The organism is Yersinia aldovae ATCC 35236 (genome assembly GCF_000173735.1).
GTDB classification, from domain to species: domain Bacteria; phylum Pseudomonadota; class Gammaproteobacteria; order Enterobacterales; family Enterobacteriaceae; genus Yersinia; species Yersinia aldovae.
Genome location: NZ_ACCB01000007.1, coordinates 104,676 through 123,906 on the forward strand (window position 1 = coordinate 104,676; position 19,231 = coordinate 123,906).

A 19,231-nucleotide genomic window follows, 5' to 3' on the forward strand; every position below is an offset into this window, starting at 1 on the left:
TCTCTTTTAGACGTTTAGCGGCTTAGATGTGAGGATGTTTAAATGGTAAGACGTTTAGCCGCTTAGCCATTAAAACTAATCAGATTGCCACTCTTTACAAAACAAAACGTAAAACATTGCCCAATTGCCGCGCCAATGGGATAAATTTAGAAAAGGTACATAAATATGGCTAAGCTAATACTTCAGTATCAGTGAAAAAACGTTACTTTTTCGCTAATTGGACAGTGGCTAGTTGTGGGAATACCACTCATTTCCGATTATTTGCAAGGATACTCTGGCGACCTCATGATGAAATATACTTTCCCTTTCAGGATTAAAAATTTAACGTTCAGTGCGGGTTTACTCCTGTTGGCACTGCCTGCGGTACACGCGGCTGACGCCCCGACAGCCCCTCCGGTGGATGCCAAAGCCTATGTGCTGATGGATTACAACAGCGGAAAAATACTGGCAGAGGGCAATAGTGACCAGCGCCTTGATCCGGCCAGTTTGACGAAAATCATGTCCAGTTATGTTATTGGGCAAGCCCTCAAAGCCGGTAAAGTGCATCCGGATGATTTAGTGACGGTGGGTAAGGATGCGTGGGCCACGGGTAATCCTGCGCTGCGCGGCTCATCGCTCATGTTTTTGAAACCCGGTGATCAGGTGCGATTGTCTGATTTAAATAAAGGTATTGTTATTCAGTCGGGCAATGATGCCAGCATCGCATTAGCCGACTATATCGCGGGCAGCCAAGATAGCTTTGTTGGTTTGATGAATAATTACGCTAAAGCATTAGGTTTGGCGAATACCCATTTTATGACGGTACACGGCCTTGATGCGCCGGGGCAGTACAGCACCGCGCGCGATATGGCCGTGTTGGGGCAGGCGCTGATACGTGATGTGCCGGACGAATATGCACTGCATAAAGAGAAAGAATTTACCTTTAACAAAATTCGCCAGATCAACCGTAACCGCTTGTTGTGGAGCACAAATCTCAACGTTGATGGCATGAAAACCGGCTTTACCACTGGTGCGGGGCATAATCTGGTTGCATCGGCAACCGATGGGCCGATGCGCCTTATCTCTGTGGTATTAGGTGCGCCGAGTGACCGGATTCGCTTCAATGAAAGTGAAAAACTGCTGACCTGGGGTTTCCGTTTCTATGAGACGGTAGTGCCGATTAAAACCACGAAACCATTTATCACACAGAAAGTCTGGTTGGGTGATACCGGTCAGGTTGATTTAGGTGTGGCTGAAGATGCGGCTATTACCATCCCGAAAGGGCAGATGAAAAACCTGAAAGCCAGTTATAAGCTGGATCAAGCGGAGTTACGTGCGCCGCTGGCGAAGCATCAGGTGGTCGGGACTATCGATTTTCAACTGAACGGGAAAACCATTGATCAGCGCCCTTTGGTGGTATTAAACGAAGTCAAAGAGGGTGGGTTCTTCAGCCGCATCTGGGATTTTTTGATGATGAAAATCAGTCAGTTATTTAGCTAGGTTAATGAAACAAAAGGCTGCTGACAAACCCCGATGACTCGATCTTGAACGGTGAGGATAGGCAGAAGAGTAAAACGTCCGTGCCAGAAATGGCGCGGCTCTAGCCCCAGGTAAGGGGTTATGGCGTCGTTACAGCCTGCCTGTTTTCTTCGTCGCGGGCACTTGTCAATAACGTCAAAAGGGCTACTTCACCGTAGCCCTTTTATCATTTGATTACTAAAGAGAATCAGTTGCAGGCAACGACCTTGATCGCCAAACCACCACGGGACGTTTCGCGGTATTTTGAGTTCATGTCTTTGCCAGTTTCATACATCGTTTCAATGACTTTATCCAGACAAACACTCGGCTCGCTGGTACGGCGCAGTGCCATACGAGCAGAGTTGACCGCCTGTACCGCAGAAATAGCGTTACGTTCGATACACGGCACCTGAACCTGTCCGGCAACCGGGTCGCAAGTCAGCCCTAAATTATGTTCCATCGCGATTTCTGCTGCGATGCAAACCTGTGCCGGGCTGCCCCCCATCAATTCTGCCAAACCAGCAGCGGCCATAGAACAGGCAACACCCACTTCCCCTTGGCAACCGACTTCAGCGCCTGAAATAGATGCATTCATCTTATACAGCGCGCCAATGACACCAGCGACCAGGAAATAGCGGCTGTAAGAGTTCTCATTTACCGGACGAATGAATTTGTCGTAGTAAGATAAAACCGCCGGAATAATGCCACATGCGCCGTTCGTCGGTGCGGTCACAACCCGCCCTCCGGCCGCATTTTCTTCGTTAACTGCCAGGGCATACATATTGATCCAGTCAACGACCATCATTGGATCTGAATTATTTTTATCTGTACTAACCAGCATACGACGTAACGCCGCAGCGCGGCGCGGCACTTTCATCGGGCCAGGTAATAGCCCTTCAGTGTTAATACCACGCTCAATGCCGGCCTGCATAACCGCCCAGATTGCCGCAAAATGTGCGCTGATCTCGGCTTTGCTGTGCAGCGCCAGTTCATTTTGCATCACTAAACCGGATAAAGATAACCCGGTGTCTTTACAGTGCTTTTGCAAATCTCGTGCAAAGCTGAATGGGTAAGGAACGGCAATCGCCTGGTTGTCCTGCTGACCAAAGTGCTCTTCATCAACAATAAACCCGCCGCCGATGGAGTAGTAGGTTTTGCTGAAAATACATTCATCACCAGCGTGTGCACTGATGGTCATGCCATTTTCGTGCAGCGGCAGATTGGTGGTGTGGAAATTCATTCCCCCTTGAGCGGGGAAATCAACTTCGTGTTGACCGTTAGCCAGTAACAGACGTTCCCGCAGCCCAACATCACGGATAAACGCAGGTATTGTGTCGATATCAACGGTGTCGGGCAGGTTCCCCGCCAGGCCCATAATGATAGCAATATCAGTATGGTGGCCTTTACCGGTGAGGGACAAAGAACCATAAACATCCACAGTGATTCGGGTGACGGCAGGAAGATGCCCTTGTTCGATTAAATCATCGGTAAACAGCTTACCGGCCTTCATCGGGCCAACAGTATGAGAGCTGGAAGGACCAATACCAATCTTGAAAATGTCAAAGACGCTGACCATATATTAGCCTCGTAACGGTTCTAATTATTAAAATTGCTTACATTGCCGTAGGTAGGAAGCCGGAGCGAACGCACCGGCTTTTGAAACGATTTAGACCCGCCATCCTTCAAGCTGCATGTGGGTTGACTACTCAGCCCATCCTTGGGCCTCACCTCTGTGGATCAGTGCAAGCGGGGTTCAACATGGTTACAACCCATTTGTCTCTCGCTTGTCGCCTTCCTGCAACTCGAATTATTTAGGGATATAACATCAGCCAGAGAATTATTTTCCGAACAGGCTGAACAAGATTGCAGAGATGGCAATCAGGCCCATGATTACGACGAATACGTTACTGACATGACCGCTGTATTTGCGCATCGCAGGGACTTTGTGGATTGCATACATTGGCATCAGGAACAACAGCATCGCGATGATTGGGCCACCCAGTGTTTCGATCATCCCCAGAATACTTGGGTTCATTGTCGCAACAATCCAGGTGGTCACCAGCATGAACAGCGCAGTAATGCGGTTCAGTTTATCATGATTGATCTCTTTGCCTTTGCTGCGCAGAGATTTGATCATCATGCCATTGAAGCCTTCACGCGCACCCAGGTAGTGGCCCAGGAAAGATTTGGTGATAGCGATAAAGGCAATAACCGGTGCCATGTAGGCAATCATCGGGGTATTAAAATGGTTAGCCAGGTAAGACAGAATAGAGATGTTCTGGTTTTTCGCTTCCATCAGATCCGCAGGAGACAAGCTCAGTACGCAACTGAAAACGAAGAACATAACGGTTACAACCATCATGATATGAGCGAAAGATAAAATGCGGGAACATTTTTTCTCAGCATCCACACCGTATTCTTCACGTTTTGCAACAGCGAAGGCGGAGATGATAGGGGAGTGGTTGAACGAGAACACCATTACCGGAATAACCAGCCACAGTGTCATCCACAAGCCGCTGCCTGTACCATTACCATCCAGTGATACATGTTCGAAGATTGCGCCAGACCAGTTTGGAATCAGGTACACAGCCAACAGCATCAGTACCGCAACAAACGGGAAGACCAGGATACTCATCGCCTTAACGATAGCATGTTCACCAAAACGCACGATGGTCATCAAGCCCACAATCAGGATCAGGGACAAAATAGCGCGTGGTGGTGATGGCAGATGCATCTGGTGAGTAATGAAACTATCAACGGTATTGGTAATAGCGACACTATAAACCAATAAAATAGGGTAGATTGCGAAGAAGTAAAGCAGAGTAATCAGTTTACCCGCGCCGACACCAAAGTGTTCTTCAACCACTTCGGTAATGTCTTCACCTGCATTTTTACCAGACAGCACAAAGCGGCACAGGCCACGGTGAGCATAAAAGGTCATTGGAAAAGCAATGATAGCCATAACAATCAGTGGCAGCAGGCCACCGATACCGGCGTTGATCGGCAGGAAGAGAACCCCTGCGCCGATTGCTGTACCGTACAGACCCAACATCCACATGGTGTCACTTTTACGCCATGCACTTGCTGAGGTTTTTCCCGTGGAGGCAACTGTGCCCGCAGTTTGAGTAGTGTCCATAAAGATCTCCATTGTGAACACGTTAATTTGAAATTAAGAGCCGAAAGTTAGAAACCTGTCACACATTATTGAGTTGCGCGATCAGGTAAAAAATTCAGTCAAAACGATTCTTTAAAATGGTGCCCTGGTTATTACTTTAATACGGTAGTCATACTGCTATGTCTAAAGTCCAAGTTTTCTGTCTAACGCTTAAAATTCATACTTGGAATTTAAAGTGCAAAATTTAACCGATATTTAGAGAGTGAAATCTCTGCATCGGATATTTTCGTCGTTCTAATACGAGCATTAGTTTTTGCTGGCGGCAAGATAGCTATTTGTAGTGAAAACTACCGTGATCCTGCTCTCAAATGCTTGATAAACTCGTTTGTCATCTCTTGTTGCGAATTTATGGCTATTTGTTACGTAAATGTTTTTATCTATTTCTAATGGCAAACATAATTAAAAGGAGTTCCGTGAGTCTGATGAATAAATAAACAGACGATGTGTTGCTCCTGACTTCTGGAGTGGCAATATATTTTAACTGAGTCATGGGATCTAGTGAAAATATTTTTATTCGTCAATTTATTGATGAAAATCATAAATAAAACAACGGTGATATATGTCAATTAATTGATTTTTAATGGTTTTGTTGGGGTTTTTGGGTTGTCTTTTGCTATTGGAGTTAATGGAAGGAATAATAAATAACCGGCAGTGGTATGACCTGATATTATATTCTAATACGTGACTTATGACATGAGCTAGTTTATTTATCATATGAATTCTTGCTACATACATTTTGTATGATAATTAAAGTTGCCGCATCTGCTTACTCGAATCCGTTAAGATAATGCTAAATGTTAAATTAATTTCGCTTAAATAATGGTTTTTCTGTGCGCTAATTAATCAATGAAATGGTATTTTGAAATTTAAATGTTAGGAATAATATTTAACCATAATTTACTTATGGTCATTTATTGATGATAACCGCTGCATAAATATAATCCATAATTCACGGGGGAATAAGGGCGAAAATTTATCTTTCCAGTGTCTTTATCTAGGATTTTTAGTATTTGTATCAAGGGTGAAGAGTATGGAAGGGGTAAAATACAATAAGCCTAACGTAGTGTCGGGAGTCCACTGAACGCTGCAAATACGCACACTTTTGTAGCGTTCAGCCAAGTCTGATCGGCTACTGGCAGGGTCAGTAGTTTACTTTTATGTCATGTTGCGAAAAGAAATGGGTGAACGCATTATCCGGCTGACGGTCAGTGATTAAGGTATCAAATAGTGTCAATACACCGATACTGGCTGGTTTGACTTTGCCAAATTTGCTGTGATCAGCGACCAGAACCTTATGCTGAGATTGAGTAATGGCGCGGTGCTTGAGCAATATTTCATCGAAATTAAAACAGGTAGCACCATATTCCAGGGAGACGCCCGCTGCTGAGATAAAAGCTATGTTCGGACAGGCGTTGTCCAATTCAGAGTGCTGGCTAAGTGGGGTAAAGATATAGTTATTGGGCTTGAATTCCCCACCGCACAAGATAACTTTGCAGTTAGGCTTATCTTGTAAAGACAGAAAAGTGTTAAGGGAGTAACAAATAGCAGTAAATGTCAGTTCTTCATCTATCTCTTCGATAATCAAGGGGATAGTGGTACCACAATCAAAAAAAACCGTGTCATTTTCGGCAATAAGTTGTGCTGCCAGTTGCCCGATACGCCGCTTTTCTTCAACCTGTTTGGCCTGTTGATCGGAAACAAAATAGTTATTGGCATTGTTGCTTTTAGGGTCCATTACAACGTAGCCCCCCAACAAAATAACCGAACTGGGTTCGGCGCTGAGATCCCGTCTGATAGTCATTTCAGAGATACGCAACAGATTTGCGGCATCTTTCAGGTGGATTTTATCGGCACGCTTCAAAGCCTGAGTAAGTTTATTGATTCGTTCTGCTCGGCGGGTTTCCATAAGCGATTCCTGACAAATTGTTTTCAACACGATGCCGTATAATTTATTAAAATACAATGTATTGCAATAAATAAGCCCGGTGGTTACCGGGCTACAAAATCATCAGTAAACTATCACGACGTTAGTAGCTTGAAGCTGTTGCCTGTTGGCCTGAAACGATAGCGACGCCTGAGCTGGTACCGATTCGTGTGGCCCCGGCTTTAATCATTGTCTCGGCCGTGGTTCTATCACGTACTGCACCAGAGGCTTTAACGCCCATTACCGGGCCAACTGTGGCACGCATCAGTTTGACATGTTCTTCTTTCGCGCCGCCAGTGCTGAAACCAGTTGATGTTTTAACAAAAGCCACATCAAGCTCACGACACATTTCACACACTTGTACAATCTGCTCATCGCTGAGTAGGCATGTTTCTAATATTACTTTCAGCGGGGTAGCGGCACAATTGTCGCGTACTGCCTTAATATCTGCCTTAACGTCGGCGATTTTACCGCTTTTCAACCAGCCTACATTAATCACCATATCGATTTCTTGCGCGCCTGCGTTGATGGCCGCCTGAGCTTCAAAAACTTTTGCTTCAGTCAGGCTCGCGCCCAGAGGGAAACCAATAACAGAACACACTTTAACCTGACTGTCTGCTAACTGTTGAGCGGCAACCGGAACATAGCCCGAGTTAACACATACGGCGTAAAAATGGTTTTGCTTTGCTTCTTCACACAGCTTGATGATTTGCGCTTCCGTGGCGTCCATTGCCAGTAGGGTGTGGTCAATATAGCTCGCGTAATTAATCGTCATGATGGCTATCCTTTAGTTTATCTGTCAGTCAGTAATATTGTTATGATAGTAACATTAAGTTAATATTACAACATCATCGCGCACGAAATTACACTTTGGATGGCTTATTTTGTTATTATTATGACATTGTCAGTGGGTGAGAAGGTGATTTATAAAAATAATGTTGGTTAATTGTTTGATTTTAAAATGTGGGGAGAGAAAGAAGTCTATTGCCGACTTTTAGACGCCATCGGCAATGTGAAATAAGTTACATGCAGATATCAGCCTCGCACCCATCCTTTGCTGATCGGTAGTGCAAAGCTGAAATGATAAAGGCGCTTCATTCCTGTTGCGATACTTTCACCGAATAAGTTCCACAGCAATTGTGCAAACAGACAACCAACAATCCCTAGCAGGAAAGCACCAACCATATCTAATGGCCAATGAACGCCGAGGTAAATTCGCGACCAGGCAATGGCAATCGCTGCAATCATCAGACTGATACCGGACCATAAGTGGTGCCAGAACACGAAAGCCAGAGCAAAGGTAAAGGCCACGGTGCCATGATCACTGGGGAAGGAGCTGTCAGGGGCGTGATTCAAAAAATTATAGCCAAAACCGACGACAAAAGGCCGATCATGCGGAATAAGCATCCCTATACAGGCGGCTGACAGCATAGAGAAAGCCAGAGCAATCGCGGCTTTAACAATCACCGCTCGTTGCGCATCCATGCTGTTTTGCGGCCCCCACAACCAAAGTCCGATCAACAAAAGGGGAACAATCATGATCAGGTCGCGGGCAATAAATGTTGCCAAAGAAATTATCCACGGTGACGATGCCGGAGTCGCATTGATCATGGAAAAGAAAAAATAATTCATTTGTTCCATTAACTTGTACCTTTATCGCGATTGTAATAACCGCTAATTATCCCAAACACAGCCAATTGACTGAGCCAAACCCACCAACCTGCCCACAGGTTATGAGTAAGAAAATGTGCCCCACGCATGATTTGACCCAACCCCATCAACATGCCAAGGCTTATAGCGGCCAACCAGCACCATGTTGCCAACCGTGGTCGTTCTGGGTAAAACAGGAAAAATAGTGCCATAACGGCAAAACCGCTGGAGGCATGACCGCCGGGGAAGCAATGCCCCGGCCCTGCGCCGTCCGGTGCCGTTCCCATCAATACATAACCAAGGGCTTTACCACCATACTCAACTAAGTCCCATGGGCATGAATGCGCACTGGTGGCTTTTAAAATACCGATAACCAAAGGACCGATACCAAACAGCAACATAGTGGTAATCAAACGACTATTACGGCGATAAATACCCCATAACAGCCCTGCTACCGCGGCGCTGATCAGGGTTATCTTCAACAGCCGATGGTTGAGTAAATCTAACCAGTAATTATGTTCCCACGGGAAGCTTTGGCTGACGGGATCAAACCAATAATTACTGATAAGCCAATCCAGTTGCTCATTGCGTGATAGCCATAAAAATAGCAATCCACTGATTATCAGCCCGCAAGCCTGCCAAAAATAGAAGGATAAGGGCAATGAGTAAAGGGAGTTTGTCCTAATTATCAGAGCTGTTGAGTCATTATTTAATGTTGGCGTTGCGATATCGGTTTGGCTGGCGGTTTTGCTGGTCTTCACGGTGTAACCTGAAGCGGAAATAGGGAATGTGCGTACTGTAATAACTCTGTCTTAAGAAAGCCTTAAGGGGAGATAACACAGGGAAAGATGAGCCGAACTCAAATTTCAGGCAAGAAAAACCCCGATAGTCTTGAACCTAAGAAGGCGGGACTATCGGGCTCCTCAATATGGGGATATCAAAGAAAAGCAGTGGCACTAATTCAGACCCCAGCCCAGTAAGAAAGTTCTGGTGAAATGAAAAAAGGTTAAAATAATGTTTAGCTTTGCCGCGAATTCCTCTGTTAAAGCGCTATCCGAGTATTCCCGGCCAGATAATAACAATTAGCGAACCGGCCAACGTCAGTAAAACGTTCGCAATGGCGTAGGTCCCCGCGTAGCCTAGTGCGGGAATATTACTGCGGGCGGTATCGCTGATGATATCCATCGCGGGCGCACAGGTACGAGCACCCATAATGGCTCCGAAAAGCAGCGCACGGTTCATGCGTAATACATAAGCGCCAAAGATAAAGCAGATAACGACAGGTACCAGGCTGACAATCAGACCAGAAATTAGCATTTGCCCACCCACGGCACCGAGGCTGCTATTAATTCCGCCCCCGGCACTCAGCCCGACACCGGCCATAAAGACCATTAACCCAAACTCTTTCACCATATTCAACGCACCTTGCGGGATATAGCCAAAGGTAGGGTGGTTGGCACGCAAGAACCCCAGCATTATACCGGCCAACAATAAGCCTGCGGCATTTCCGATACCGAAACTGAAATTACTGAACTGGAAGGTGATTAGGCCAATCATCAATCCTAAAATAAAGAATGCGCAGAAAGCCAGTAAATCAGTGACCTGACTGTGGATTGAGATAAAACCAATCTTCTCGGCCACACTTTTAACGCGGCGTGCATCACCGCTAACCTGCAACACATCACCTTTATTCAATACCACATTGTCATCAATCGGCATTTCAATCTGGCTGCGGATCACCCGATTAAGGAAACAGCCGTGGTCGGTAAGTTTCAAGTGGCTCAGGCGTTTGCCTACAGCATTGCTATTTTTGACCACAATTTCTTCCGTCACGATGCGCATATCGAGCAGGTCGCGGTCAAAGACTTCTTTGCCATTACGGAAGCTGGGGTCAAGGCGGGAGTGGGCATCCGGGTAACCGACCAGGGATATCTCATCGCCCACCTGTAACACCGCATCACCGTCTGGGTTGGCCAAAATACCATTGCGGCGAATGCGTTCAATATAGCAACCGGTTTGACGATAAATACCTAATTCACGTAAGTTTTTACCATCAGCCCACGCGACGAGTTCCGGCCCCACCCGATAGGCACGGATCACCGGTAGATACACTTTGCGCTGGCTGTCCGTATCCAGCCCACGCTCGCGAGCGATTTGTTGGGCACTGGTCGGTAAGTCCTGATGTTGCAGTTTGGGTAGGTAGCGGGCACCTAAAATCAGGCTGACCAGCCCGATAAGATAGGTCAGCGCGTAACCGAGACTCAGGTTATCCTGCGCATGTTGCAGTGCCGGATTATTACCAATGGTACTGCGTAAGGTGTCTCCTGCTCCCACCAGAACCGGTGTCGAGGTCATTGATCCTGCCAGCATCCCAGCGGTCAAACCGATGTCCCAGCCGAATAGTTTGCCCAACCCCAACGCCAGAATCATTGCGCTGCTCACCATCACCAGTGCGAGCATGAGGTAGTTTTTACCGTCGCGGAAAAAGATAGAGAAGAAGTTAGGCCCGGCTTCGACGCCGACACAAAAGATAAATAGCATGAAGCCCAGATTCAATGCTTCAGTATTGATAGTGAAGTGCTGCTGCCCAAGCAACAGGGATACCACCAAAACACCAATAGCATTGCCTAATTGGATTGGGCCGAGCCGTAGTTTGCCCAAGCATAACCCCAGAGCTAAAACCACGAATAACAGCAAGATATAGTTGCCGTTTAATAAATTTGCGACGTTTATATTCACAGAGTATGACTTTCTATTAAGCCTGAATGATTCATTGCATATCCGTTCTGCCAGTTAATAGTAGAACGACACATTTCCTTAAACTCGGAAAGCTTACCGCCATACAATCCATAAATGTAGGCAATAGCACGCTTATTCTAATCGGTCTGCTGCCAGACAGCCAGTAGTAAGCAGGAAGTTTGGCATCGCCAGAGGGATGTACTTGATTATGGCTTTTCGATGGGGTTATCTGCTATTGATCTGTGCTGTAGAGGGGCTTTTGTTGGTGGCGATTTAACGCATCGGTATTTTAAAAGGGTGCCTTAGCACCCTTTTCGGACAAACAGCGATATTATTTCTGATAAAGTGCATTTGTTTGAGAAAGTAGCGCTGTTTATGGGCCTGATTACTGAAACAGGCTCAGGTTTTCTTTGGCGTAGGCTTCAAAATCAGTGCAGCCGCCAATGTGCTTCTCATCAACAAAGATTTGAGGCACGGTTTCTACTGGCTTACCGACGGTTTTTTCCAGATCAGCTTTGGTAATGCCTTCGGCGTGAATGTCGATATAACGGAATTTAAAATCGTCACGCTCAGTCTCCAGTTTCTCTGCCAGTTCTTTGGCACGGACACAATAAGGACATCCAGGACGCCCGAAAATTACAGCAAACATGTAAAGCTCCTTGATTAATTTGAGGTAATCACTTTGCCAATAAAATGATTTGTGCGTATTACTCACTCTCACTGGGGTCTACTATGCCCGTTGGTGACATGAAAAAAAAGTAGGTATCGCCTGTTAATTTGATTAATCCTGCCTATTTGCTTATCGGTACTGTTACAAGTTGTGGGGATTCAATACACTGGATGGACGCTTTCGCAGAGCCTATCGGAGGTAAAAATGCGCTCGTTAGGAGATATGCCCCGCACTGTGCTTATTTCAGAAGCCTTGGGGATGCTGTTACTGGTTATTGCCTATTTGAGTATCAATGATTATTTGTCATTGCCTGGCATAATGGGAACCACAACAGCAGCGATTATAATGATATTTATCGGTATTGCTTTGATGATACCGGCCGCAGCGTACATTGTTTGGCGTGTGGTTAGTGGTTTTGGCCCGTTACTGGGGAGCGCCGATAGAATATCGCGGCCCCAGTCGCAGAAAGAAGTCGATGCGGATCGGGCTAAAAAAGTCAAACAGTCAGAAAAGAATAATTAGGGCATTAAATTAGTCGGGATTGAAGTGGCGCTGTTGGCCAATATTCCGTAAGCTATGCCACTTTTCGTATTATGAGAATCGTGAGGTAAGTAGTTATGGATTCACTCATCGTCCCGGATTTAGCCTTATTACGGCGTTGGCTGGATCAGCTCGGTATCTCATTTTTTGAGTGCGACTCCTGTCAGGCGTTGCATCTACCACACATGCAAAATTTTGAAGGTGTGTTTGATGCCAAAGTTGATTTGGTCGATAACATTATCTTGTTCTCTGCACTGGCTGAAATCAGGCCGACAGCACTTATTCCGCTCGTGGCGGATCTTAGCCAAATCAACGCCAGTTCACTGACAGTAAAAGCATTTATTGATATTCAGGATGATAATCTGCCTAAATTGATCGTCTGTCAGTCATTGACGGTAGAAGTTGGGGTGACATTCGCCCAGTTTGGCTATTTTATGCAGCAATGTGAAGAGCAAATCTCGATGATAGTTCTGGAAGCGCGCGCCAACGATTTGCTGTTTATTGGCAACAGTGATGACGATGAATCGCCACAAACCGCGACAGCCTACCCCATCATCCATTGATACCTCGTTATTAATCAGTCATGTCTCGCGTGAAAAGTGCCGCTGAAACCAGTGGCACACTGCTATTTCCTCGGTAAACCATAAGATATTCTGCTTTTTACCCTCCTTTGCCAGATATTTGTCGACGTTTATGCCATTAATGGCGCATTACATAGATAGAATATGCATAAAAAATCGATAAAAGGCGTTTTTTACCCTAGAGGCTGGTACAGATTGCGAACTGCGGTTATGCTGCTGTTTCTGCAACGGGCATAGTATTCCCCACCAAATGAGTGATTATTATTGTCAGGTTAATAATCACTCACGATGCATACCCATGCACTCGGTGCTTTTGGGGGGATTACGCTCAAGGAAGCAGAGGTGTTGTATCTCATCGGATACAAATTTAGCGCACGACTTCACCCCCTATTTTGAGGAGTTTACGGATGTTCACCCAACGTAAAAAGTGGTTATCGGGTGTTGCTGCTGGCCTGTTAATGGCTGCTTCCGTTTCAGCATCTGCTGAAGAAAAAATACTGCACGTTTACAACTGGTCCGATTATATCGCACCGGATACGCTGGCTAATTTCCAAAAGGAAACCGGCATTAAGGTTGTTTATGATGTGTTTGACTCCAACGAGGTGTTGGAAGGTAAATTAATGGCCGGCAGCACCGGATTTGATTTGGTGGTGCCGTCAGCCAGTTTCCTTGAGCGCCAATTGTCGGCCGGTGTATTTAAGCCGCTGGATAAAAGCAAATTATCCAATTACAAAAATCTAGATACAGAGCTGCTGGCATTGGTCAGTAAGCACGATCCGGACAATAAATATGCTATCCCTTATCTGTGGGCGACGACCGGTATCGGCTATAACGTCGAGAAAGTGAAAGCGGCTCTGGGTCAAGATGCACCGGTAAATAGCTGGGATTTAGTGCTAAAGCCAGAAAATCTAGAGAAGCTGAAAAGCTGCGGCGTCTCCTTCCTTGATGCGCCGAGCGAGATTTTTGCCACTGTGCTCAATTACTTGGGTAAAGATCCCAACAGTATTCAGGCCACGGACTACACCGGGCCTGCTACTGAGTTGTTATTGAAATTACGGCCAAATATTCGTTACTTCCACTCGTCACAATATATTAATGATCTGGCTAACGGTGATATCTGCGTCGCTGTCGGTTGGGCAGGTGACATAATGCAGGCTTCTAATCGTGCTAAAGAAGCGAAAAATGGCGTCAATGTGGCCTACAGCATTCCGAAAGAGGGCGTATTGGCGTTCTTTGACGTGTTTGCAATGCCATCTGATGCTAAAAATCAGGATGAAGCCTACCAGTTCCTGAATTATCTGATGCGCCCTGAGGTGATAGCAAATGTGAGTAACCACGTCTTCTATGCTAATGCCAACAAGGCGGCCACGCCGCTGGTGAATGCCGAAGTGCGTGATAATCCAGGTATTTATCCGCCAGCAGATGTGCGGGCGAAAATGTTCACATTAAAAGTACAAGACCCGAAAATTGATCGCGTGATCACCCGAGCCTGGACAAAAGTGAAAAGCGGTAAATAGCCCATTGCGGTAATCAGTCATCGGGTGTCAACCTGTTGCTGATAAACGCCGGATGGTGGTGAAAATCACGGTAGGGGCAGGGAGCGTATCTTCCTGTTCCTGTTTTTTATTGCGCCGCAGCTTGAATGCGGCCTGTTCTGCTTTTATGGAGAGCGCGCTGAGTGAATGATGTCATTACCCGCCCGCAGCCAAAATCCCAGAAGGTGTTTACCCCCTTGCTGGAGATCCGCAACTTAACCAAATCATTTGACGGTCAGGCAGCAGTCGATGATGTCAATTTGACCATCTACAAAGGCGAGATTTTTGCGCTACTGGGAGCATCAGGTTGCGGTAAATCCACCCTATTGCGAATGTTGGCCGGTTTTGAACAACCGACACAGGGGCAGATCGTGCTCGATGGGCAGGACTTGTCCCATGTGCCGCCTTATCAACGCCCGATCAATATGATGTTCCAGTCTTATGCTCTATTTCCGCATATGACTGTGGAGCAAAATATCGCCTTTGGCTTGAAACAGGATAAATTGCCGTCGGAGGAAATTAAACATCGGGTGGCTGAAATGTTGACGCTGGTACATATGCAAGAGTTTGCCAAACGCAAACCGCATCAGTTATCCGGTGGTCAGCGCCAGCGCGTGGCACTGGCCCGCAGCCTTGCCAAACGGCCAAAACTGTTACTGCTGGATGAACCGATGGGGGCGTTGGATAAAAAACTGCGTGACCGGATGCAACTGGAAGTGGTGGATATTCTGGAACGCGTGGGGGCGACTTGCGTAATGGTGACCCATGATCAGGAAGAAGCTATGACGATGGCCGGGCGCATTGCCATTATGAACCGTGGCAAGTTTGTGCAAATTGGCGAACCGGAAGAGATTTATGAGCATCCGAACAGTAGATTCAGCGCTGAATTTATCGGCTCGGTGAATGTGTTTGAAGGGGTGCTCAAAGCGCGACTGGATGACGCGCTGGTTATCGACAGCCCTGGTTTGCGCCATCCGCTGAAAGTGGATTCTGATGCCTCAGTGGTTGACGGCGTACCGGTGTTTGTCGCCTTACGGCCAGAGAAAGTGATGCTGTGCGAGCAGGTGCCATCCGATGGCTGTAATTTCGCTGTTGGAGAAGTGGTGCATATCGCCTATCTGGGGGATTTGTCCATTTATCATGTGAAATTGCATAGCGGCCAGATGATCAGCGCGCAGCTACAAAATGGTCATCGCTACCGTAAAGGGATGCCGACCTGGGGCGATGAAGTGCAATTATGTTGGGATGCTGACAGTTGCGTGGTTTTGGCTCATTAAGCGCCTTGGGGAGTTAATATCGTGATACCAGAATCTACCGGTGGGGCTGCAGAACCAGCGACCGACTCTGTCGGGCCGATTAAGGCGGTAATCCAGCGTTGCCAAATGGCGCATGGCCGTAAGCTGGTCATTGCCATGCCCTATTTGTGGCTGTTCTTGTTATTCATGCTGCCATTTTTGATTGTATTCAAAATCAGTCTGGCTGAGATGGCACGCGCAGTTCCGCCTTATACTGACCTGATGACGTGGCTGGACGGCAAGCTGGATATTTCGCTTAATCTTGGCAATTATCTGCAACTGCTTGATGATCCACTGTATATCGATGCTTACCTGCAATCATTGCAAGTGGCGGCGGTATCCACCTTGTGCTGCCTGATTATCGGTTATCCATTGGCATGGGCGATAGCTCACAGCAAGTCATCCACGCGCAATATTTTGTTGCTGTTAGTGATCCTGCCATCGTGGACCTCATTCCTGATCCGGGTTTATGCCTGGATGGGGATTCTGAAAAACAACGGTATTCTAAATAATTTCCTGATGTGGGCTGGGGTTATCGATCAGCCTCTAATCATTTTGCACACTAATCTGGCGGTCTATATCGGTGTGGTGTATTCCTATCTGCCCTTTATGGTGTTGCCAATCTATACCGCGCTGACCCGGTTGGATTACTCATTGGTGGAAGCGGCACTGGATCTGGGTGCTCGGCCATTTAAAACCTTTGTTAGTGTGATTGTACCTTTGACTAAAGGGGGCATTGTCGCCGGCTCGATGCTGGTATTTATTCCAGCGGTTGGCGAGTTTGTCATCCCTGAACTGCTCGGCGGGCCAGATAGCATCATGATTGGCCGTATTCTGTGGCAGGAGTTCTTTAATAACCGAGACTGGCCGGTAGCCTCAGCGGTGGCCACGGTGATGTTGGTGTTGCTGATTGCGCCGATACTTTGGTTCCATAAACACCAAAATAAAGCCCCAGGAGGCGCGGTATGAATCACTTACCGGAAGTACGCTCCGTGTGGCGGCGCGTTATCTTGATTGTCGGGTATACCTTCTTGTATGCGCCAATGCTGATGTTGGTTATCTACTCATTTAACAGCTCAAAGCTGGTTACGGTGTGGGCGGGGTGGTCAATCCGCTGGTATATCGCGTTATTTAATGATTCGGCGATGATATCTGCCGTTGGGCTGAGCCTGACAATTGCGGCCGCTTCCGCTACGATGGCGGTGGTGTTAGGGACTATCGCTGCGGTGGTGATGGTGCGTTTTGGTCGTTTTCGTGGTTCAACCGGCTTTGCTTTTATGCTGACAGCCCCACTGGTGATGCCTGATGTGATAACCGGCTTGTCGTTGCTGCTGTTGTTTGTCGCAATGGGGCACGCCATTGGCTGGCCCGCAGAGCGCGGTATGTTCACCATCTGGCTGGCACACGTCACTTTCTGTACGGCGTATGTGACGGTGGTGATCAGTTCCCGCCTGCGCGAATTGGACCGGTCTATCGAAGAAGCCGCAATGGATTTGGGTGCGACGCCGCTGAAAGTATTTTTTGTGATTACCGTGCCGATGATAGCTCCGGCGCTTATTTCAGGCTGGTTATTGGCCTTCACTTTATCATTGGACGATTTAGTGATAGCCAGTTTTGTTGCCGGGCCGGGCGCAACAACGTTGCCGATGCTGGTGTTTTCTAGCGTCCGTATGGGCGTCAATCCAGAGATTAATGCGCTGGCAACACTGATATTGCTGGTGGTCGGGGTTATCGGTTTAATCGCCTGGTGGTTTATGTCTCGTGCGGAAAAGCAGCGGTTGCGTGAATTACGCAAAGCTGCCCGTAGTTGATTGATAATAAATGGCTGATTAGCCTTAAAACTGTTAGGCTTTCATTCTTCTCTAACGCCGCACACCCGTGGCGTTATTGTCAGGGATAACATTAGGTTGCATCACTCTGAGCCAAAAGCCAACAGGGCAGTATGAGATCATTATTTTCATCGGTAGCATTTTTTTCAGCCAACACCACGCCTGTTCCGGTTCTCATCGCAGGCACAGCCATTATTGCCACCCGCATCCTTAGCGTATTGCTATTGGTCGCAACATTGGGCAGGGCGGGAACCGGCGTATTTATCAGTGAGAGCCTACAACGCTGGGATTTTGGTTTAGTCTTTTTTGCCAGTGTGGTGCTACTGCTGTTAGAAATGGTCTGTGGTGTCGCGGTGTGTTATCGCAAGAACTGGGCGCGTTGGTGCTATCTGGCGTGTCAGGTTATCGTTGTTGTTTATTTATTGATGGCGTCACTGGATTGGCTGTATTTAGATATTTTTCGCATTGAGGGGAATAGCGGTTGCGAAATTTTACATCGTTTACTGCTACACAAAATCCCTGATGTGGTGATTCTCAGCTTGATCTTTTTCCCCTGGTATCACTATTTCCCGCAGTCAAAATGAGTGTTTAGCCCTGTAGAGTGCTACAATCCGCGCCATAAACAGCTTCGGCTGCAAATCATTTAACGTTTCTGATTATAACGGTCAATATTAATGCATTGCGCACAGTATACGGCGGCGAGTTGCCGTTCCTGCCAGTGGCTGGAAAAACCTTATCCGCAACAACTGGCTGATAAACAGCATCATCTGGAAACGCTGCTAGCGGGCCACACAGTGGCTCAGTGGTTAACGCCGGTTTTTGGCCGTGAAAGCGCTTTTCGCAATAAAGCCAAAATGGTGGTGAGCGGCAGTGTCGAGCGACCGCTTTTAGGAATGCTGCATCGCGACGGTACCGCTGTTGATTTATGCGCATGTCCGTTGTATCCGGCCAGCTTTACAGTGGTTTTTGCTGTATTGAAAACCTTTATTGCCAGAGCAGGTTTGACCCCCTATAACGTGGCGCGCAAGCGTGGCGAACTTAAATACCTGTTACTGACTGAAAGCACTTACCGCGGTGAGTTGATGCTGCGCTTTGTGTTGCGCTCTGAAACCAAGCTGGCACAGTTACAAGCGGCATTACCCTGGTTGCAGCAGCAATTGCCGCAACTGGCGGTTATCTCGGCCAATATTCAGCCGGTGCATATGGCAATTTTGGAAGGTGAACAGGAGATCCCGCTGACACAACAGCAGGCGTTGCCAGAGATTTTTAATCAGGTGCCACTGTTTATCCGCCCACAGAGCTTCTTTCAGACTAATCCTCAGATCGCCGCTTCACTGTATGCGACGGCGCGGCAATGGGTTCGAGAGCTAAATATCAGCAGTATGTGGGATTTGTTCTGCGGGGTTGGCGGTTTTGGTCTGCATTGTGCCACAGCACAGACGCAACTTACCGGTATTGAAATTAGCGCGCAAGCCATTGCCTGTGCGCGTCAGTCAGCGGTTCAACTGGGGTTACAGAATGTCAGCTTTGCCGCGCTGGACTCCACTCGTTTCGCCACTTCAACAGCCCAAGTACCGCAATTAGTGTTAGTTAACCCACCGCGGCGTGGCATTGGTACAGAGCTGTGTGACTATCTAAGTAATATGGCACCTGAATACATTCTTTACTCAAGCTGTAACGCCGAAACAATGGCGAAAGACATCAGTTTGTTAGTAGATTACCGCATTGAGCGGGTGCAGTTGTTTGATATGTTTCCACATACTGCACATTATGAAGTTTTATCCTTACTTACCCTG

At 47.1% G+C, this 19,231-nt stretch carries 17 protein-coding genes; 9 read left to right on the top strand and 8 right to left on the bottom strand.

The window, feature by feature from the left end; genetic code table 11:
* Positions 1-285: 285 nt before the first annotated feature.
* The gene (locus tag YALDO0001_RS05265) at positions 286-1,479 is read left to right on the top strand and encodes a serine hydrolase (protein ID WP_004700621.1); all 1,194 of its coding nucleotides are present in this window, start codon (positions 286-288) and stop codon (positions 1,477-1,479) included.
* A gap of 226 nt (positions 1,480-1,705) precedes the next feature.
* Here the strand turns inward: YALDO0001_RS05265 and YALDO0001_RS05270 are convergent, their stop codons facing one another.
* The 8 genes from YALDO0001_RS05270 to YALDO0001_RS05305 all read right to left on the bottom strand — a co-directional run bounded on the left by YALDO0001_RS05270 (position 1,706) and on the right by YALDO0001_RS05305 (position 11,634).
* On the bottom strand, positions 1,706-3,073 hold the full coding sequence (locus YALDO0001_RS05270; protein ID WP_004700623.1) for an L-serine ammonia-lyase: 1,368 nt from the start codon (positions 3,071-3,073) through the stop codon (positions 1,706-1,708).
* Between the two features lie 261 nt (positions 3,074-3,334).
* Positions 3,335-4,633: an HAAAP family serine/threonine permease gene (locus YALDO0001_RS05275; protein ID WP_042546331.1), complete on the bottom strand. Its 1,299-nt coding sequence runs from the start codon at positions 4,631-4,633 to the stop codon at positions 3,335-3,337.
* 1,180 nt (positions 4,634-5,813) lie between these two features.
* Positions 5,814-6,578, bottom strand: a complete 765-nt coding sequence (deoR, locus tag YALDO0001_RS05280; RefSeq protein WP_004700632.1) for a DNA-binding transcriptional repressor DeoR — start codon at positions 6,576-6,578, stop codon at positions 5,814-5,816.
* A 121-nt stretch (positions 6,579-6,699) separates the two neighbouring features.
* A complete protein-coding gene (gene deoC, locus YALDO0001_RS05285) occupies positions 6,700-7,371 on the bottom strand; it encodes a deoxyribose-phosphate aldolase (RefSeq protein ID WP_004700633.1) in 672 nt (223 codons plus the stop codon).
* A 260-nt stretch (positions 7,372-7,631) separates the two neighbouring features.
* Positions 7,632-8,237 (bottom strand): undecaprenyl-diphosphate phosphatase, encoded by a 606-nt coding sequence (gene ybjG / locus YALDO0001_RS05290; RefSeq protein WP_042839447.1) that lies wholly within the window; start codon positions 8,235-8,237, stop codon positions 7,632-7,634.
* Entirely contained in the window at positions 8,237-8,908 is a 672-nt protein-coding gene (locus tag YALDO0001_RS05295) for a phosphatase PAP2 family protein (RefSeq protein ID WP_042839457.1), read from the bottom strand. The genes ybjG and YALDO0001_RS05295 overlap by 1 nt, the downstream gene beginning before the upstream one ends.
* A gap of 388 nt (positions 8,909-9,296) precedes the next feature.
* Entirely contained in the window at positions 9,297-10,985 is a 1,689-nt protein-coding gene (locus YALDO0001_RS05300) for an aspartate:alanine antiporter (protein ID WP_004700635.1), read from the bottom strand.
* Positions 10,986-11,370: 385 nt separating this feature from the next.
* A complete protein-coding gene (locus tag YALDO0001_RS05305) occupies positions 11,371-11,634 on the bottom strand; it encodes a GrxA family glutaredoxin (RefSeq protein ID WP_004700636.1) in 264 nt (87 codons plus the stop codon).
* Positions 11,635-11,859: 225 nt separating this feature from the next.
* Between YALDO0001_RS05305 and YALDO0001_RS05310 the strand changes: the two genes are divergently transcribed.
* From YALDO0001_RS05310 to rlmC, 8 genes are all read left to right on the top strand, one after another.
* On the top strand, positions 11,860-12,177 hold the full coding sequence (locus YALDO0001_RS05310) for a YbjC family protein (RefSeq protein ID WP_042546324.1): 318 nt from the start codon (positions 11,860-11,862) through the stop codon (positions 12,175-12,177).
* Positions 12,178-12,272: 95 nt separating this feature from the next.
* The gene (locus YALDO0001_RS05315; protein WP_004700641.1) at positions 12,273-12,758 is read left to right on the top strand and encodes a type III secretion system chaperone family protein; all 486 of its coding nucleotides are present in this window, start codon (positions 12,273-12,275) and stop codon (positions 12,756-12,758) included.
* A gap of 425 nt (positions 12,759-13,183) precedes the next feature.
* Positions 13,184-14,293 (top strand): spermidine/putrescine ABC transporter substrate-binding protein PotF, encoded by a 1,110-nt coding sequence (gene potF / locus YALDO0001_RS05320; protein ID WP_004700642.1) that lies wholly within the window; start codon positions 13,184-13,186, stop codon positions 14,291-14,293.
* A gap of 161 nt (positions 14,294-14,454) precedes the next feature.
* Entirely contained in the window at positions 14,455-15,588 is a 1,134-nt protein-coding gene (potG, locus tag YALDO0001_RS05325) for a putrescine ABC transporter ATP-binding subunit PotG (RefSeq protein WP_042839448.1), read from the top strand.
* A 21-nt stretch (positions 15,589-15,609) separates the two neighbouring features.
* The gene (gene potH, locus YALDO0001_RS05330) at positions 15,610-16,575 is read left to right on the top strand and encodes a putrescine ABC transporter permease PotH (RefSeq protein ID WP_004700652.1); all 966 of its coding nucleotides are present in this window, start codon (positions 15,610-15,612) and stop codon (positions 16,573-16,575) included.
* Positions 16,572-17,417 carry a putrescine ABC transporter permease PotI gene (potI, locus tag YALDO0001_RS05335; RefSeq protein WP_042546320.1) on the top strand — a complete coding sequence of 282 codons (846 nt, stop codon included), beginning with the start codon at positions 16,572-16,574 and terminating at the stop codon, positions 17,415-17,417. The genes potH and potI overlap by 4 nt, the downstream gene beginning before the upstream one ends.
* A gap of 131 nt (positions 17,418-17,548) precedes the next feature.
* Positions 17,549-18,019 carry a YbjO family protein gene (locus YALDO0001_RS05340; RefSeq protein ID WP_004700656.1) on the top strand — a complete coding sequence of 157 codons (471 nt, stop codon included), beginning with the start codon at positions 17,549-17,551 and terminating at the stop codon, positions 18,017-18,019.
* 90 nt (positions 18,020-18,109) lie between these two features.
* Positions 18,110-19,231: 23S rRNA (uracil(747)-C(5))-methyltransferase RlmC (gene rlmC / locus YALDO0001_RS05345; RefSeq protein WP_004700657.1), on the top strand; the 1,122-nt coding region annotated here is incomplete at its 3' end.

What these genes read in the sequence shown, in the direction of transcription:
- YALDO0001_RS05265 (WP_004700621.1), top strand. Translation starts at nt 286, where the DNA reads ATGATGAAATATACTTTCCCTTTCAGGATTAAAAATTTAACGTTCAGT.
- YALDO0001_RS05270 (WP_004700623.1), bottom strand. Translation starts at nt 3,073, where the DNA reads ATGGTCAGCGTCTTTGACATTTTCAAGATTGGTATTGGTCCTTCCAGC.
- YALDO0001_RS05275 (WP_042546331.1), bottom strand. Translation starts at nt 4,633, where the DNA reads ATGGACACTACTCAAACTGCGGGCACAGTTGCCTCCACGGGAAAAACC.
- deoR (WP_004700632.1), bottom strand. Translation starts at nt 6,578, where the DNA reads ATGGAAACCCGCCGAGCAGAACGAATCAATAAACTTACTCAGGCTTTG.
- deoC (WP_004700633.1), bottom strand. Translation starts at nt 7,371, where the DNA reads ATGACGATTAATTACGCGAGCTATATTGACCACACCCTACTGGCAATG.
- ybjG (WP_042839447.1), bottom strand. Translation starts at nt 8,237, where the DNA reads ATGGAACAAATGAATTATTTTTTCTTTTCCATGATCAATGCGACTCCG.
- YALDO0001_RS05305 (WP_004700636.1), bottom strand. Translation starts at nt 11,634, where the DNA reads ATGTTTGCTGTAATTTTCGGGCGTCCTGGATGTCCTTATTGTGTCCGT.
- YALDO0001_RS05310 (WP_042546324.1), top strand. Translation starts at nt 11,860, where the DNA reads ATGCGCTCGTTAGGAGATATGCCCCGCACTGTGCTTATTTCAGAAGCC.
- YALDO0001_RS05315 (WP_004700641.1), top strand. Translation starts at nt 12,273, where the DNA reads ATGGATTCACTCATCGTCCCGGATTTAGCCTTATTACGGCGTTGGCTG.
- potF (WP_004700642.1), top strand. Translation starts at nt 13,184, where the DNA reads ATGTTCACCCAACGTAAAAAGTGGTTATCGGGTGTTGCTGCTGGCCTG.
- potI (WP_042546320.1), top strand. Translation starts at nt 16,572, where the DNA reads ATGAATCACTTACCGGAAGTACGCTCCGTGTGGCGGCGCGTTATCTTG.
- YALDO0001_RS05340 (WP_004700656.1), top strand. Translation starts at nt 17,549, where the DNA reads ATGAGATCATTATTTTCATCGGTAGCATTTTTTTCAGCCAACACCACG.